Raw genomic sequence first — 16,725 nt, 5'->3', positions numbered from 1 at the left:
GCGCAGGCGCCCGGCATGTGATAGATCAATCGTGCGTCATAAAGTCAGTGCAAATACCACGGCATTTGCACAAACCTCTGCGCTGCGCCACGCCAAGCAAGACAGCGCAAGTATTTGACGACATTTGTGCAACCGACGTGCGCTTCATCTGTCGAAGCTATATGGCGACCGATCGACAATTCAAAAACCGCATGCATGCCGGCAAACTCCTGGCGCTGGCGCTGGCACCATACGCCGGCCGCGCGGATGCGCTGGTGCTGGCCCTGCCGCGCGGCGGCGTGCCGGTCGGCTTCGCCATTACCAGGGCGCTCGGGCTGGCGCTCGACGTGCTGTTGGTGCGCAAGCTCGGCCTTCCCGGCCACGAAGAATTCGCCATGGGCGCGATCGCCAGCGGCCGCATCCGCGTGCTCAATATGGCGACCATCCGTGCCCACCGTGTCGGCCGCGAACAGATCGATGCCGCGTGCGCGCGCGAAGAGCGCGAGATCGTGCGGCGCGAGCGCCAGTACCGGGGCGCGCGCGCCGAGCCCGACCTGGCGGGACAGACCGCCATCCTCGTCGATGACGGGCTCGCCACCGGCGCCACCATGTGCGCTGCCGTGCGCGCGGCGCGCGCGCGCAGTGCGGCGCAGGTGGTCGTGGCCGTGCCGGCTGGCGCGCCCGACAGCTGCGCCACGCTGGCCGCGCAGGTCGACCAACTGGTCTGCCTGAGCCAGCCGGCCGACTTCGGGGCGGTCAGCCGGTGGTACCGGGATTTCGGGCAAACCAGCGACGAGGAAGTACAAGACCTGCTGGCCATCGCCTGGCGCGACCAGGTGCGGGCGCACCTTTCATCCACCAATGCAAGCGAACGGAGGCAATCATGAAACACTTGTCCGAACACGATCTTCACCTCGGTAAATGGCTGGGCGGGGCTGCGCTCGGCGCGCTTGCCATGTACATGATGGACCCGGACCGGGGCGTCGCGCGGCGGGCCAGGTCCGGGGAACGGCTGCGCGAACTCGGCCACCAAAGCGGCGACATGCTCGGCAAGGTCGTGCACGACGTGGGCGAACGCATCGGTGCAAGCGGGGCCGGCGTCGATCCCGGCGTGCAGGCGTCCGGCGGCGGCAATGCACACGGCGCCGCCACCAGCCCGGCGGCGACGGGCGCTGCGGACGAACTGGCGGACCGGCGTGCATCCCCGGCACGCTCGCCCTGGCCCGCGTCGCCGCACAAGGCCGCCATGCCCGGCGGCGACATGCGCGGCCTGGGCGGCATGCTGAGCCGGCGCATGCCGCTCGCCGCTGCCATGGCCCTTGCCGGGGTGGCATTGCTGATGCGCTCAGTCCGTAACGGCGCCTTGCCCGGACTCGCGCGGCAGCAGGGCCACGGCGACACCACGGAGATTGAAAAGACCATCCGCATCGAGGCCACGCCCGAGCAGGTGTACGACCTGTGGGCCGATTACGAGAATTTCCCGCGCTTCATGGCAAATGTGATCGAGGTGCGCGACCTTGGCAAGCGCCGCTCGCACTGGGTGGTCAGGGGACCGGCTGGCAGCGAGTTCACGCTCGACGCCGTGCTGACCGAGCAGGTGCGCCCGCGCCGGCTGGCATGGCGCAGCGAGCCCGGGGCGGAAGTCGAGCAATCGGGATCGGTGCGCTTCGACCCTGCGGATGGCGGCACGCTGGCCACGGTCAGGCTATCGTACCGCCCCCCGGCCGGCGCCGTGGGCAAGGCGGTGGCAACGCTGTTCGGCGCCAATCCCGAACATGAACTGGAGGAAGACCTGGAGCGCATGAAAAACCTGCTGGAGGGTGCCCCGCCGCCGGACAAGGGAGAACAGACGAGCGAAAACACGATGTTGCAATAATGCCGGACCGGTTACCGGTTCATCCTGGTTCAGGGCGGCGCGCCGGACAGGCGATCAGGATCGCGGGCGCCAAAGCCAGCCAGGATGGCCGAGGCGCGCGCCGCTGTTGCCGCATCGGCCGCGTTGACCATCAGCATGCATTGTCCGCGCTGGACCGGCCTTGCGTAGTTGCGTTCGTAGACGTGCTCCTCGCTTTCGACCGGCGTGTTGCCCACCAAAAAATTGCCTTCCACCGGACCTGCTTCATCGTCATGCACCTTGAGTTCAAGCGCATCGGCGCCGAAACCATCGGCGAGCAAGGCGGCGCGTGCCTGCTGCGCCGTGTCGAACGCGTCGAACACGCCCATTACCGCATGATTGATCATGGTACTCCCCTTCTTCCGGTTGTTCACCGCAATTCGACCAGCACGAGGCCGGACAGTTCAGTGCAGCCCGGTCAGCGGTGCTTCGGCCAGCGCGACGACTGTGGCCGGCGCGCTGACCGGGCCGCCCAGCGCACCAACCAGGAGATTGAGTTCCTCGTCAATAATAAAACCGGCGGCCGATGTCACCGTCAGCAAAATATCGGGGGCCATCGACGACGCAATCGCAAACCCTTGCACGTAGTCCACCCCAATATCGGCCAGCGTTTGCACGGTGGCGCCATCCTCGGCCCATTCGGCGATCGTTTTCATGCCCAGGTTGACCGCCAGCTTCACGATGGCCTCGACGATGGCCACGTCGGCCGGATGCGCGTTCATGTTGACGATGAAGTTGCCGTCGATCTTGAGTATGTCCGCCGGCAATTCCTTGAGGTAAGAGAAGGAGGTATAGCCCGCGCCGAAATCGTCGAGCGCTACCTTGACGCCGAAATTGCGCACCTGTTCAATGAAACGCCGCGTGTTGTTCAGGTCGTGCAAGGCCACGCTTTCGGTGATCTCCATGCACAGCCGGCTGGCCGCATCGCGGTGGCGACGCAGGATGTCGATAGTGTCCTGGATGAAGCGTTCATCGTTGAGCGAGGCCCCGGACAGGTTCATGCACACGAACTGGGTATTGACCAGCATGTCGGCGTGGCGCTCGATCCAGCTCAGCGTCGTCGACAGCACCCAGCGGTCGATCACGCCGACGCGCCCGCTCTTTTCCGCAGCGGCAATAATCGGCCCGGCCGCCAGCAGGCTGCCGTCCGCTTCGCGCATGCGCAGCAAGACCTCGAAGTTCATCGAATCGTAGGGCATTTTGAGCGACATGATCGGCTGCATTTCGAGCACCATGCAGGCAGTCGCATCGTTCGCCGACAGGCGCTCAACCAGGTTCAGTTCGGACTCGCGCTCATGAAAGGCCGCGCAATCGCGTTCGTACACCACCAGCCCGTCGCGGTGCCCGGCCTTGGCTTCGCGGCAGGCGCGGTCGGCGGTCGAGACGGCATCTTTCATCTGCATACCGGGCTGCACCTCGATCAAGCCGATCGAGCCGCGCACGTGGAAGGCCTTGTCGCCGACGCGGTAAGGCGTGTTGCCGATGCGCCCTACCAGGCAGCGGCAAATCAGGGCCGCCACCCGGATCGAGGTCTCCGGCAGGATGATCACGAATTCGTCGCCGCCCACGCGCCCGACCTGCTGCTCGCCGCTGAGCACGGCGCCGATCCGTTCGCACACTTGCTTGAGGACTTCATCGCCGGCGCCGTGGCCGAACAGGTCGTTGATCAGCTTGAAGCGGTCCAGGTCGAGATAGGCCAGGGTCATCGGCTTCAAGGACGCCTGCTCGAACACGCGCTCGATGCCGCGCCGGTTGAAAACCTTGGTCAGCGCATCGTTATTGGCCATGAAGCGCAATTGCTCGGTTGCTTTGTGCTGCTCGGTCGTATCCTGCAACACGCCTTCGATCTTGCCGCGCGCCACAGTGGCGCGCACCAGGAAGCAATGCGAGCCACCGCGGTTTTCGATGCGCAGTTCGGCGTCGGCCTGCTGGACCAGCGCGTGCAATGTATCCCAGATACCATCGGCAAAAAACTGCTGGAAGCGCATTCCGCCAGTGACGGGGCCGTCCGCACCCACCATCTTGTGCAAGGTCGGGTTGGCGCTGAGGAAGCGGCCCTCCAGGTCCAGCGTAAACAGCCCGACCGGCATCGCCTCGAAGGTGTGCTGCAGTTCGGCCTGGGCCGCGATGCGCTGCTCGGTTTCCTGGCGCATCTGTTCGGCCACCGCCAAGGCCGCCAGCAGGCTGGACGCGAGCGCGGCCGTGACGCTGTTGACCAGGCCGGTCAAGTCGCGTATGCCGAGCGCGGCGGCGACCACTTCCGCCAAGCCGGACATCATCGTCACCGCGAACGAGGCGGCGAACCAGAACGCCACGCGCGTGTGCGACTGCGGCTGCGCTTGCGACATCAGGCTGACCAGGCCGAGCGTCATCAGCACCAGGCCGTAGGCGACGAAGCCCCACATCACGGGCAGGAAAACGTGGTAGGGCAAAAACACCGCCAGCGCCAGCAGCGGCAGGCAGCACCATTCGGCAAAACGCAGCGGCGCACGGTAGCGCGTGGCCGCCAGGGCATCGCGGAACAAGGTCTGGTACAGGGTCAGGGTCGAGGCCGCGTACAGGGCAATCGTGAGCGCCCTGCCCGGCAACAGCCAGCGCGCCGGTACGACCTGGCCCAGCCACTGGATATCCCAGCCGGCCGAGAGCGCCCCCATGCGCAGGTTCAGGATCAGCCAGCCGGCCAGCAATACGTACAGGGCCTGGCGGTTGATCAGCGCGGTGGTCAGCACGAACAAGGTGAGCACGATCATGCCGCCGTCGAGCAAGCCGGACTTGCGGTGGTATTGTTGTACCGCCAGGGCGAGTTCGGCGGCCTCCCATTGCGTGGCGGACAGGCGCGCTGGGCCGATGAGCACGGTACGGCACAGCAAGCGAACCGGCATGCGCGCCTGGGCCTGCTGCAAGGTGTCGGCTGGCGCGAGCGGCGGCATCAATGTCAGCGCAAACCCGGCCATCAACGGCGCCATGGCGCCCGCCGAGGCGGCGCGGCTGGAACTTCCCAGCGGGCGCAGGGTGTCGCTGTCCCAACACGCGATGTCGACCATATGACGGGAGGGAAATTCGATCACGCTGCCGGACGGCGCGGCGACGGCCAAGCTGAACCAGAGCGGATCGGGCGACATGCGCGTTTCGCGGTAGGCCACTTCGGGCAAGCCCGCCAGCTGCGCGCGCGCCTGTTCGGGCCCGGCCGGCGCCCCGCCCTGTGCCATGCTTTGTGCCATCACGCGCAATGCCAGCGCCTGGCCGGCGGGCGCCCGGTACTGGTTGTTCCAGAACACCAGCGCCACGGCCGACAGCAGCCCGATGGCCAGCGGAACCAGATAGAAGGCGAGCAGGCGCAACAGCGCTTCGAGAGCGTGCTGTACGCTGTCGGGCAACATGCGGGACGAAGAAGTCGGCGTTGACATGAGCGGCATCCGGCTAACCAGCAAGCGCCGCCATTCCTTGCTGTTAGGCGGCAATCATGTCAAAGCATACATCGTTACCGTCACGCCGTCCTGCCTGATTTTCTACGCGGCGAGCCCAACAACAACAGCCCCCGCCGCTTGCTGACCGCGCGGCAAGCCATGTTTCCAAGCAGAAGGAACGTGGCGGACGAGATCGATATCCGGATGGCGCGTATGGCAAAAGAAATCGAGCAAGGGATGGCGCGCCGCTTCCCAGCGCTCCTGGCCGCTTGCGATGTCGAAGTACATGATGCGGTGCGGCAGGTTGCCGACGTGACGCAGGGTCACGGGTTCGCGGCTGGCGAACACATCGGTGAACAGCAGTTGCTCGTACTGCCGGTCAATCGGCGCGCGCCCGCTGACGACCGCCGTGTCGACTCCGTTCTGCTCGCAATGTTCGAAGCATGCCTTGATCAGGGCCAGCTTCACCTGGCGCCCGATGCGTCCTTCCACGATGCCGAGCCGGGTCACCTCGGCCAGCCGCTGGGTTGCCAGCCACAGCGGCAGATCGACCGAGCCTTCCAGGTGCAGGGGCTGGCGAAAATTGGTCTGGATGCGGGTGCTGCCGAGCGCGCTGCCATCGGCCTTCGATTCGGCCAGCAGGATCACGGTGTCGCCATCGTAGTCGGCCGCTTCGGGCTGCTCCAGCGAGCGCGCGAAGTCCGGCAGGTGGCGCGCATAGGCCGCATGACGCACGGCCACCGCCTTGCGCAGGTCGGCCTCGGTACGCACCGGGCGCACGGTGAACGGCAGCAATTCGATCGCGACCGGGGCGCCTACCCCGGCGCGGCTGAAGATCGGATGGATGACTGGCTGACGGACGCTGCTGAAAGGAATGCTGGCCATGGTCGTGCTCCTCGTTCTGCTGGGAATTTGTTGATGCTCTTAGGCAATTATCAGAGGTATCATTCAAATCGAAGCTGAAAGAAGAGCCATCTTTACATCACTGTTTACGAGAAGCATTGCTTCTACTCAATATGCAACTGCTCGCAACCATGGCGCAGCCTGTATACTCCATCCCTTTCAAGCAATTAAGGACGATTCCTATGAGCGCACTTCCACCCTGCCCTAAATGCAATTCAGAATTTACTTACGAAGATGGCAGCAATCTGGTCTGCCCCGAGTGCGCCCACGAATGGAGCGCCCAGGAGGCGGCGGCGGCCGATGACGGCCCCAAGGTTTACCGCGATGCTGCGGGAAATGTGTTGCAGGACGGCGACACCGTCAGCGTGATCAAGGATTTGAAGCTCAAAGGGTCGGGCGGCACCGTCAAGATGGGCACCAAGGTCAAGAATATCCGCCTGGTCGACAGCGACCACGACATCGACTGCAAGATCGACGGTTTCGGCGCGATGAGCTTGAAGTCGGAGTTCGTCAAGAAAGTGTAATGCCGATAGCCGCAAGGCGACGAAATTTCAAACCTCCGCCCTGTCAGGTTGGCGGACATGGCGGCATGGGGGATTGTCTAGTCGCCGTCGAGGCTGCTGATATCATCGAGACCGGCGAGATCGCGATCATCGCCAGATTCGTCGCTGCGGCGCCGCCTTCGGTACCAGATCAGCAAGATGCCGATCAGCACCAGTAGCGCCCCACCCGCTTGCCACTCCCACCCCGGCCGGTCGAAGGTCATCAGCAAAATCATCAGGCCTGCGATAACGCTCAGGAGCCCGCTCCAGCCAAGAAGGTCATCTTTGGTCATGCGACGCTCATCATTAGAATTAACAGGATATACAGCAGGAACACCACGCCCGCGATGCACAACAGCGCCAGGGTTCGCCAGAAAGCTTCGCCCCGGCTGAGCGCATAGGCGCCCCGCAGTTGCAGGAACATGTGCACCGGCGGCAGGCACACCACCAGCGCCCCGGCCAGAGTGCCGAAGCCGGCATGGCCGATGGCGAACACCAGCGCGAACATGAGCGCCATGAACGACAGCGAATACAGCGAAAACACCGCATGGTCGTACATCGTCACGCCGCGCCGCCAGAAAAACAGCAGCCACAGGAACGGCAGCGAGATCGGCACCAGCAGGAAGGAAAACTTGGCGCCGCTGCTCTTGAGCTTATACATCGTCAACTCGGGATTGTCCGCCGCGTGCTCGATGGCGGCATTGACCGATGGCCAGCTGGTTTCCACCTTGAACTTGTCCGCCTTCAAGGTCACGCCACCCGCCCGCGCGATGACGCCGGTTTTATCGAACTCGATCAGTGCATTCTCGGCGCTGGCCAGGTCGGCCTTGGCTTCCGCCAGCGCTTCCTTGCCCGGCTGGCCGGCATCGACCGTGCGCAGCGTTGCGCGCGCCGCCTCCACATCGCGCATGAGCTCTCCGCGTATCTGCGCCTTCGCTTCCGGCGAGCCGGACAGGGTCAGGTCCGACTTGCCGCTGGTCAGGGACGCAACGAAGAACAGAAAAAACACCAGGAACAGGAACAAGGCCAGCGGCGAGACGAAGCGGGTGCGCTGGCCATCGATGTAGCGCCGCGTGAGCTGGCCCGGCCGCGCGACCAGCATGGGAATGGTGCGCCAGCCCTTGGCGTCGAAGTGCAGGATGCCGTGCAGCACCTCTTCGGCGAGATGCAGCAGCGACTTGTGCACATGCGCATGCTGCCCGCACTGATGGCAAAAGGCGCCCGCCAGAGGCGCGTTGCAGTTGGCGCAGCTGGTCGCGTGGCCGTGAGCGCCATGCGCGCCCATCTGCCCGCCATCGACCTCGTGCGCCACCAGCGACGCCTGCGCCAAACCGCCCACCGCTTCCAGTTCCATCGCCATCGTTATGTTCCCGCAGATAATATTGTTTTAGGTGGGCAATAATATCATTCTCATCACAGCATTGGACTATATTTTCAGGCAACTTCGCGTACCCTGGTCTGTATTAACAACACTTTGATTTCCGGCACGCAGGACCCGCAATTGCCGCCCGCTTTCAGGCACGCCGTCACTTCCGGCACCGTCTTCAGGTCGCGCGTGGCGATCGCCTCGCAAATCGTATTGCGGCCGACCCCGAAACAGGAACACACGGTCGGGCCGCTGTCGAGCCGCATGCCCAGCGCCTGCCCGGCCAGCAGGCCAGCGCGGTCGAGCTGCGTCAGCGATTCGCTGGCGAACAGGCTGGCCAGCCACGCACGCGCCGGCAGGTCGGTGCGCGGCGACAGGAAGATACACTGCTCGATGCGCTCCCCCACCACGTGCACGGCGCGGTACACGCCATCGCTGGCGTCCTCGTAATCGAGCCAGTCGGCGTCATCGGCGACGCCGAGCAGCGCGCGCGCCCAGGCAGCGCGGTCGCGCAACTGGCCGCGCCCCGCCATCTCGTAGCGTGCAAAGCCGCGCCCCTGCACCCGCGTCCAGTGCGCGACCTGGTCCAGCGCCAGCTCGCTGCGGCTCAACACGAAGGCGTGCCACGCCACGCCGAAGCGCTCCACCTGCACCGGCGTATGCTTGAATTCCGGCTCGCCCGACACCGGATCGACCACCGGATTGACCACGGTGCCAACGCGCGCGTCGGACGCCGTCTGGCCGTTCCAGTGAATCGGCACGAACACTGAACCGCGCGCGATGCCGCCACCGTGCTGCACGCGCGCCACCATCGCGCCCCACTGGCTCGATACGCGCGCCAGCTCCCCTTCGCGCACGCCGTACAGGAGCGCGTCCTGCGGATGCATGTCGATGAACGATTCAGCCGTGTGGTCGGCCAGGCGCGGTGCGCGGCCGGTGCGGCTCATGGTGTGCCACTGGTCGCGTACGCGGCCCGTGTTGAGCACCAGCGGATACTCCGGATCGACCGGGTTGGCCGGTGCGCGCGGCGCCGTGGCGACAAAGCGCGCCTTGCCGTCCGCATGGGCGAAGCGGCGGTCGGCGAACAGGCGCGCGCTGCCTTCCAGGGCACCATCGGCGCCACGCCGCACCGGCCACTGCACCGGTTCGAGCTTGTCGTAGTCCGGCGCCTGCAAGCCGCACAGGCCGGACAGATTGAACACGCGCCGCTGCGTACCCTCGTTGCGAAAGGCCGAGAGGCGCGCATGTTCATCGAATACCTCGTGCGCTCCGGCGAAATCGAAACCGTCAAAGCCCAGCCGCCGCGCCACGTCCGCCAGGATGCGCCAGTCAGCGCGCGCTTCGCCCGGCGCCGGCAAAAAGGCGCGCTGGCGCGAAATCAGGCGTTCCGAATTGGTGACCGTGCCATCCTTCTCGCCCCAGCCCAGGGCCGGCAGCAGCACGTCGGCAAAGGCATTGGTGTCGGTGCTGGCAATGATGTCGGACACCACCACCAGCTCGCATTTTTCCAGCGCGCGCTGGACCTGGTTTGCGTCCGGCATGCTCACCATCGGATTGGTGGCGATCACCCACACCGCCTTGACGCTGCCCTCTTCGATCGCCTTGAACAGGTCGACCGCCTTCAGGCCGCCCTTGGCCGCCATGCGCGGCGACGACCAGAAAGTTTGCACGGTGTCGCGGTGCTGCGGATTATCCAGGTCCATGTGTGCGGCCAGCATATTGGCCAGGCCGCCCACTTCGCGCCCGCCCATCGCATTCGGCTGGCCAGTGATCGAAAACGGCCCCATGCCCGGCTGGCCGATGCGGCCCGTGAGCAGGTGGCAGTTGATGATGCTGTTGACTTTATCGGTGCCCGCCGACGACTGGTTCACGCCTTGCGAGAACGCCGTGATCACTTTCGTGGTCGCCGCGAAGCCGCCATAAAAGGCCATCAGGTCGCCTGGCTCGACGCGGCAATGGCGCGCCACCGCCAGCGGATCGCTGCAATCGACCTGCGCCGCGTCCAGCGCCGGTTCCAGTCCATTGGTGTGGGCCTCGATGAAGGCGGCGTCGCGCACCCCGGCGCGCGCCAGATAGCTGAGCAAGCCGTTGAACAGCCACACATCGGTGCCGGGTTTCACCGGCAGGTGCAGATCGGCCAGTTCGCAGGTGGCTGTGCGGCGCGGATCGATGACGACGATCCGCACGTCGGGACGCGCTTCCTTGAGACGCGCGATGCGCTGGAACAGGATCGGATGGCACCACGCCGTGTTCGAGCCGACCAGCACCACCATGTCGGCCAGGTCGAAGTCTTCGTAACAGCCCGGCACCAGGTCGGCGCCAAAGGCGCGCTTGTGTCCCGCCACGGCCGACGACATGCACAGGCGCGAATTGGTGTCGATGTTGGCGCTGCCGATGTACCCTTTCATCAGCTTGTTGGCCACGTAGTAATCTTCGGTCAGCAACTGGCCCGATACATACAGTGCCACCGCGTCCGGCCCGTGCTCGTCGATGATCGCGCGCAGGCCGCCGGCCACACGGTCCAGCGCTTCGTCCCACGACGCCTGGCGCAGCACGCCATCTTCGCGCAGCGCCGGATGCAGCAGGCGGCCCTCAAGTGAGGTGGTTTCGCCCAGCGCCGCTCCCTTCACGCACAGGCGGCCGCGATTGGCCGGGTGGCTGGCGTCGCCCGCAATGGCGATGGCGCCATCGGGCAAGGGCATGGCGGTCACGCCACAGCCTACGCCGCAATAAGGACAGGTGCTGCGCACCGCGAGTGGTATAGGTGAAAGGTTCAAAGTCGGGCTCCGTGTCAGGCGGCTTGGGCGCACAGGGCTTCGCCGAACAGCAGGCGATTGCGCATGGCCGATATGTCGGTGCGGTTCTGGATCAGGCCGAAATACCACGGGCCATCCTGCACATCGCCGTACAGGACCGCGCCCGCGATGCGGTTCCCGGCCAGCACCAGGCGTTTGTAGATGCCGCGGCGCGGATCGCGCAGCACCAGGTCTTCGCTGCCCTCGCCGCCGATAAAGTCGCCGACCGAATACAGGTCGACGCCGGTCACTTTCAGCTTGGTCGGCGTAGCTTGCTGCACGTAGCGGCGGTGGCCGTTGCGCGCCAGGTGGGCACCGCAGACCTTGGCCTGGTCCCAGATCGGGGCCACCAGGCCGAACGTGGCGCTGCGGTGCTGCACGCACTCACCCACAGCGTAGACGCGCGGGTCGTAGGTCTGCAAGGTGTCGTCGACGACAATGGCGCGCTCGCAGTGCAGGCCGGCCGCTTTGGCCAGTTCGATGTTGGGGCGCACGCCGGCGGCCATCACCACCAGGTCAGCCGGGATTTCGTTGCCATCCTTGAAGCGCACGGCTTTGACGCGGGTATCGCCCACGATCTCGCTGGTGTGAGCTTCAAGCAGGAAGCGTAGGCCCTTCAGTTCCAGCGCGGATTTCAGGAGCAGCGCGGCCGGCTTGTCGAGCTGCTGGTTCATGAGGCTGTCCATCACGTGCACCACGGTCACCTGCATGCCGCGCCGCAGCAGGCCGTTGGCGGCCTCCAGCCCGAGCAAGCCGCCGCCGATGACCACCGCGTGGCCGCCGCTGCGGGCCGCTTCCAGCATCGTATCGACATCCTGGATGTCGCGAAAACCGATCACGCCCGCCAGTTTGTGGCCCGGCACCGGCACAATGAAGGGCTTGGAGCCGGTGGCCATCAGCAGCCGGTCGTACCAGACTTCGCGCCCCGACTGCGAACGTACCATGCGCTTGCGGCGGTCGATGTGCACCACCGGGTCGCCCGCGTGCAGGGTGATGCCGTTGGCGGCGTACCACTCGCGCGTGTGCAGCATGATGTCGTCGATATTCTTTTCGCCGGCCAGCAGCGGCGAGAGCAGGATGCGGTTGTAATTACCATGCGGCTCGGCGCCGAACACCGTGATGTCGTACAGCTCCGGCGCCAGCTTGAGCATTTCCTCGACCGTGCGCATGCCGGCCATGCCGTTGCCGATCACGACCAGCGATTGCCTGGCGACGGGCGCTGTCGGTATCTCTGTCATGCGCAGACCCACACCTTGCCGTCCTCGACCCGCGCGCGGTAGCTGGGCACCGAGTGTTCCGGCGCTTCCAGGCATTCGCCGGTGAACAGGTCGAAGTGCTGTTTGTAGATGGGCGAGGCGACCACGATGCGTTCGCCCAGGCTGCCCACCAGCCCGCGCGAGAGCACCGAGACGCCGCTGTTCGGATCGTAGTTCCCGATGGCGAACACGCGTTCTTCAGCATCACTCACGTGGAACACGGCGACCTGCTCGCCTTTCAGGAGCGCGCACACGCCGGTGTTGGGGACGATCTCGTCGAGCGAGCAGACGGCGGTCCAGTTGGTCAGTTCGATATCGCGGTGCATGAGCTTCTCCTTAGGCGGTTTTGACGATGAGTGGAATGACGCGCTTGCGTTCCTCGATCGTGGCGGGACGAATCTGGCCGCGCTCGGGCATGAAGACCACGTTCTGGTCGGCCTGGTCGCTGTTCACAAAATGGCGGAAGCGCTGGCGCGTGGCCGGATCGTTGACGGCGTTCTTCCACTCGCAGGCGTAGGTATCGACCACGTGCTGCATGTCGGCTTCGAGTTCGGCGGCCAGGTGCAGCTTGTCGTCGATGACGACTGATTTCAGGTATTCCAGGCCGCCTTCGAGGTTGTCGCGCCAGACGCTGGTGCGTTGCAGGCGGTCGGCCGTACGGACATAAAACATCAGGAAGCGGTCGATGTAGCGCACCACGGTTTCCTGGTCCAGGCTTGATGCGATCAGCTCCGCGTGGCGCGGCTTCATGCCGCCGTTACCGCACACGTACAGGTTCCAGCCCTTTTCGGTGGCGATCAGGCCGACGTCCTTGCCCTGCGCTTCGGCGCATTCGCGGGTGCAGCCGGACACGCCGAACTTGATCTTGTGCGGCGTGCGCAAGCCCTTGTAGCGGTTTTCCAGTTCGATCGCGAAACCGACGCTGTCGGCCACGCCATAGCGGCACCAGGTCGAGCCGACGCACGATTTGACGGTGCGCAGCGACTTGCCGTACGCATGGCCCGACTCGAAACCGGCGTCGATCAGCTCTTCCCAGATGAACGGCAGCTGCTCGACGCGCGCGCCGAACAGGTCGACCCGCTGGCCGCCGGTGATCTTGGTGTACAGGCCATATTTTTTGGCCACCATGCCGACCGCGATCAAGCCGTCGGCGGTCACTTCGCCACCCGGCATGCGCGGCACCACCGAATAGGTGCCATCCTTCTGGATGTTACCGAGGAAGTAGTCGTTCGAATCCTGCAGGCTGGCGTGTTCCGGCTTGAGGACAAAATCGTTCCAGGTCGACGCCAGCACGTTGGCGGCCACCGGTTTGCAGATGTCGCAACCACGGCCCGTGCCGTGCTGCGCCAGCAGGTCTTCGAAGGAGGTGATCTTGCCGACCTTGACCAGGTGGTAGATTTCCTGGCGCGAGTACGGGAAGTGTTCGCAGACATGGTTGTTGACGGCCATGCCCTGCTTTTTCATCTCGGCCTTCATCACCTGCGTGACCAGCGCCACGCAGCCGCCGCAGGTGGAGCCGGCCTTGGTGCAGCTTTTCAGCGCGCCGATGGTGGTGGCGCCACCGCAGACAGCGGCGCACAGGTCGCCCTTGGAAACGTCGTTGCACGAGCAGATCTGGGCCGTGTCGGGCAAGGCGTCCACGCCCAAACCCGGGCGCGCCTTGCCATCGCTTTGTGGCAGGATCAGGAATTCCGGCGACTCGGGCAGCTCGATTTTATTCAGCATCATCTGCAGCAGGGTGCCGTATTCGCTGGCGTCTCCCACCATCACGCCGCCGAGCAGGAATTTGCCGCAGTCGGAGACGACGATCTTCTTGTATACCTGTTTGCGCTCGTCGGTGAACTGGTAGGAGCGGCTGCCCGGGCTGGACGCGTGCGGATCGCCGATACTGGCCACGTCCACGCCCATCAGTTTGAGCTTGGTGCTCATGTCGGCGCCGGTGAAGGCGGCGCCTTCGCCTTGCAGGTGGCGCGCGGCCACACGGGCCATGTCGTAGCCCGGCGCCACCAGGCCGAACAGCTGGCCGTTCCACAGCGCGCACTCGCCGATGGCGTAGACGTCCGGGTCCGAGGTCAGGCAGCTGTTGTCGATGGCGATGCCGCCGCGCGCGCCGATCGTCAGGCCGCACAGGCGCGCCAGGTCGTCGCGCGGACGGATACCGGCCGAAAACACGATCATGTCGGTGTCCAGGTGGCTGCCGTCGGCGAAGCGCATGCGGTGCGTGCCCTCTTCGCCGTCGATAATCTCCAGCGTGTTCTTTTGGGTATGGACAGTGACGCCCAGGTCTTCGATTTTGGCGCGCAGCACGCGCGCGCCGCCTTCGTCGACCTGCACCGCCATCAGGCGCGGGGCAAATTCCACCACGTGGGTCTGCAGCTGCATGTCGCGCAAGGCCTTGGCGCATTCCAGGCCAAGCAGGCCGCCGCCGATCACCACACCGGTTTTGGAGCGCTTGCCGCATTCGAGCATCGCTTCCAGGTCTTCGATGGTGCGGTAGACGAAGCAATCCTTGCGGTCCTTGCCGGCCAGCGGCGGCACGAACGGATACGAGCCGGTGGCGAACACCAGTTTGTCGTAGGCCAGCACTTCACCGCTGGCGACAGTGACAGTCTTCGCTGCGCGGTCGACGGCGACGGCTTTCGCGTTCAGCTTGAGCAGCATATTACCGCCCTCGAAGAAGCCGGCCGGCACCAGCGACAGGTCCTCGGCCGATTTACCGGAGAAAAATTCGGACAGGTGCACGCGGTCGTAGGCGGCGCGCGGCTCTTCGCACAAGACCGTCACGTCGAGCGCCGGCGCGCCGGCGGCGCCGAGCGATTCGAGGAATTTGTGGCCTACCATGCCGTGGCCGATGACGATGATCTTCATGCTGGTTCTCCTTACGCGACAGCGTTGTTGACGGCGACCGGACGGTCGTCCACGGCGGCGCTGAGCCTGACCGCGATGGCGCACAGCGCCGACAGCAGCACCAGGCCACTGAGGATGGTGAGGGTTTGGCCGATGTCGCCGGTGCCTTTCATGAGAAAGCCCGCGGCGACCGCGCCCACGTTGCCACCGGCGCCGATGATCCCGGCCACGCCGCCCAGCGCCTTGCTGTCCACAAAAGGCACCAGGGCGTAGGTGGCGCCGCAAGCCATGTGGGTGAACAGGCCGAAGACCAGCATGGCGATCACCGCGAAGGTAACACTGTCGGCCTTGGCGAACCACAGCAGGCCGGCGCCTTCGCCGATCATCATGATGAACAGCAGCGTGACGCGGCTGTTGATGGTGCCGCGCATGGCCATCTTGTCCGACACCCAGCCGCCCAGGGCACGGGCAAACAGCGCCAGCAGGCCAAAGCTGCCGGCGGCCATGCCGGCTTCCTTCAGGCTCAGTTTGAAATGGTCGACGTAGTACACGGCGGCGATGTTGTGGATGAAGATCTCGATGCCGAAGCAGGCGCCGTAGGTGACGAACAGCAGCCACACGCGGTGATTGGTGCTGGCCGCCTTGAAGCTCTCCCAGCCGCCTTTTTTTCCGCCTTCGATAGGAACGCCGGCGGCGCGCATGTCGTCGTAATTGCCTTGCGGGCAGTCCTGGGTGAATTTCCAGTACAAGCCGGCCATGACGATCATCAGCACGCCCGGCACCAGCAGGGCCACGCGCCAGCCGGCCGCTTCGCTCACGCCCAGCATCAGCAGCGCGCCAACCAGCAGGGGCATCAGCGCCTGCGCCGCGCCGCCGCCGGCATTGCCCCAGCCGGCGGCAGCCGCATTGGCGGTGCCGACGACCTTGGGGCCGAACATGATGGAGGTGTGGTATTGGGTGATGACGAAGCTCGCGCCCACTGCGCCGATGCCGAGGCGGAAGAACAGGAAGCTTTCGTAGCTTTGCGATGCAGCCACGCCGAGCACCGGGATGGCGCCGAGCAGCAGCAGGCCGGTGTAGGCCTTGCGCGGGCCGAAGCGGTCACACATGGGGCCGACGATCAGGCGGACCAGGATCGTGATGGCGACGGCGGCGATGTTGATGTTGGCGACCTGGGCGAGGGTCAGGCCGAATTCGCCTTTGATGATGGGCATCAGCGGCGCGCAGGCGAACCAGGCGAAGAAGCAGACGAAGAAAGCCATCCAGGTCAGGTGGAAGGCGCGCATCTGCGGTGTGCTGATACTGAAAAGTTCGATGGTGTTTGCTTTGGTGGCCATTGTTTATCCCGTTAAAAACAAAAAGGCGTCCGGCCAGACCCGGTTGTCAAAACCAGGCTGGACGGACGCCGTTGTCCTGCCGATCCGTCGTTAGATCAGCGCAAGTTGTTCAGGGGATCGCCATTGATCCGATATGTACTGTTTAGCAAACGCCGTGCCAGGGTCGATGCGGGGCGGGATGGGAGGGGTGAGGCGGGGATTTGAAGCGAACGCTACATTGCGGTGCACCAATGCCCGAAAATGATGCGCGGGAGCGTGCGCTGCCTGGCATCCATCCGCAGTGGAGAGGCGGGAACCCGGGTTTCTTTCGGCGCCGCAGACTGAACGACGAACTTGGGTCCCCGCCTTCGCGGGGAAGACGGTGCGCTGGCCAACGAGGGGGGCAGTGATGAATCCGGA

General features: G+C 65.1%; 13 protein-coding genes. 3 read left to right on the top strand and 10 right to left on the bottom strand.

Going from position 1 to position 16,725, the window contains the following annotated elements:
- The first annotated feature begins 161 nt into the window (after nt 1–161).
- Nucleotides 162–866: a phosphoribosyltransferase gene (locus F2P44_RS08015; protein ID WP_167086189.1), complete on the top strand. Its 705-nt coding sequence runs from the start codon at nt 162–164 to the stop codon at nt 864–866.
- Complete coding sequence (locus F2P44_RS08010; protein ID WP_167086188.1) at nt 863–1,855, top strand: SRPBCC family protein; 993 nt, start codon at nt 863–865, stop codon at nt 1,853–1,855. Before F2P44_RS08015 ends, F2P44_RS08010 begins: the two co-directional genes overlap by 4 nt.
- A 29-nt stretch (nt 1,856–1,884) precedes the next feature.
- Here the strand turns inward: F2P44_RS08010 and F2P44_RS08005 are convergent, their stop codons facing one another.
- The 3 genes from F2P44_RS08005 to F2P44_RS07995 all read right to left on the bottom strand — a co-directional run bounded on the left by F2P44_RS08005 (nt 1,885) and on the right by F2P44_RS07995 (nt 6,165).
- Nucleotides 1,885–2,220, bottom strand: coding sequence for a hypothetical protein (locus F2P44_RS08005; RefSeq protein ID WP_167086187.1), 336 nt, complete (start codon nt 2,218–2,220; stop codon nt 1,885–1,887).
- 57 nt (nt 2,221–2,277) lie between these two features.
- Nucleotides 2,278–5,280, bottom strand: coding sequence for a putative bifunctional diguanylate cyclase/phosphodiesterase (locus F2P44_RS08000; RefSeq protein WP_229423448.1), 3,003 nt, complete (start codon nt 5,278–5,280; stop codon nt 2,278–2,280).
- Between the two features lie 102 nt (nt 5,281–5,382).
- Nucleotides 5,383–6,165, bottom strand: a complete 783-nt coding sequence (locus F2P44_RS07995; RefSeq protein WP_167086185.1) for a hypothetical protein — start codon at nt 6,163–6,165, stop codon at nt 5,383–5,385.
- Nucleotides 6,166–6,365: 200 nt separating this feature from the next.
- On the opposite strand from F2P44_RS07995, the gene F2P44_RS07990 reads away from it, so the two are divergent.
- Complete coding sequence (locus tag F2P44_RS07990) at nt 6,366–6,707, top strand: zinc ribbon domain-containing protein YjdM (RefSeq protein ID WP_167086184.1); 342 nt, start codon at nt 6,366–6,368, stop codon at nt 6,705–6,707.
- 77 nt (nt 6,708–6,784) lie between these two features.
- Here F2P44_RS07990 and F2P44_RS07985 read toward each other — a convergent pair whose 3' ends face one another.
- The 7 genes from F2P44_RS07985 to F2P44_RS07955 all read right to left on the bottom strand — a co-directional run bounded on the left by F2P44_RS07985 (nt 6,785) and on the right by F2P44_RS07955 (nt 16,326).
- On the bottom strand, nt 6,785–7,018 hold the full coding sequence (locus F2P44_RS07985) for a hypothetical protein (protein WP_167086183.1): 234 nt from the start codon (nt 7,016–7,018) through the stop codon (nt 6,785–6,787).
- Complete coding sequence (locus F2P44_RS07980) at nt 7,015–8,085, bottom strand: DUF3667 domain-containing protein (RefSeq protein WP_167086182.1); 1,071 nt, start codon at nt 8,083–8,085, stop codon at nt 7,015–7,017. The genes F2P44_RS07985 and F2P44_RS07980 overlap by 4 nt, the downstream gene beginning before the upstream one ends.
- A 74-nt stretch (nt 8,086–8,159) precedes the next feature.
- Complete coding sequence (locus F2P44_RS07975; protein ID WP_167086181.1) at nt 8,160–10,868, bottom strand: nitrate reductase; 2,709 nt, start codon at nt 10,866–10,868, stop codon at nt 8,160–8,162.
- 14 nt (nt 10,869–10,882) lie between these two features.
- The gene (locus F2P44_RS07970) at nt 10,883–12,124 is read right to left on the bottom strand and encodes an NAD(P)/FAD-dependent oxidoreductase (RefSeq protein WP_167086180.1); all 1,242 of its coding nucleotides are present in this window, start codon (nt 12,122–12,124) and stop codon (nt 10,883–10,885) included.
- A complete protein-coding gene (nirD, locus tag F2P44_RS07965) occupies nt 12,121–12,468 on the bottom strand; it encodes a nitrite reductase small subunit NirD (RefSeq protein WP_167086179.1) in 348 nt (115 codons plus the stop codon). Before nirD ends, F2P44_RS07970 begins: the two co-directional genes overlap by 4 nt.
- Before the next feature lie 10 nt (nt 12,469–12,478).
- Nucleotides 12,479–15,010, bottom strand: a complete 2,532-nt coding sequence (gene nirB / locus F2P44_RS07960; protein WP_167086178.1) for a nitrite reductase large subunit NirB — start codon at nt 15,008–15,010, stop codon at nt 12,479–12,481.
- Nucleotides 15,011–15,021: 11 nt separating this feature from the next.
- Nucleotides 15,022–16,326 (bottom strand): MFS transporter, encoded by a 1,305-nt coding sequence (locus F2P44_RS07955; protein ID WP_167086177.1) that lies wholly within the window; start codon nt 16,324–16,326, stop codon nt 15,022–15,024.
- Nucleotides 16,327–16,725: the final 399 nt, after the last annotated feature.

The sequence above is a fragment of the Massilia frigida genome, assembly GCF_011682175.1.
GTDB classification, from domain to species: domain Bacteria; phylum Pseudomonadota; class Gammaproteobacteria; order Burkholderiales; family Burkholderiaceae_D; genus Telluria_A; species Telluria_A frigida.
This window is presented reverse-complemented; position numbering and strand designations above follow the sequence as displayed.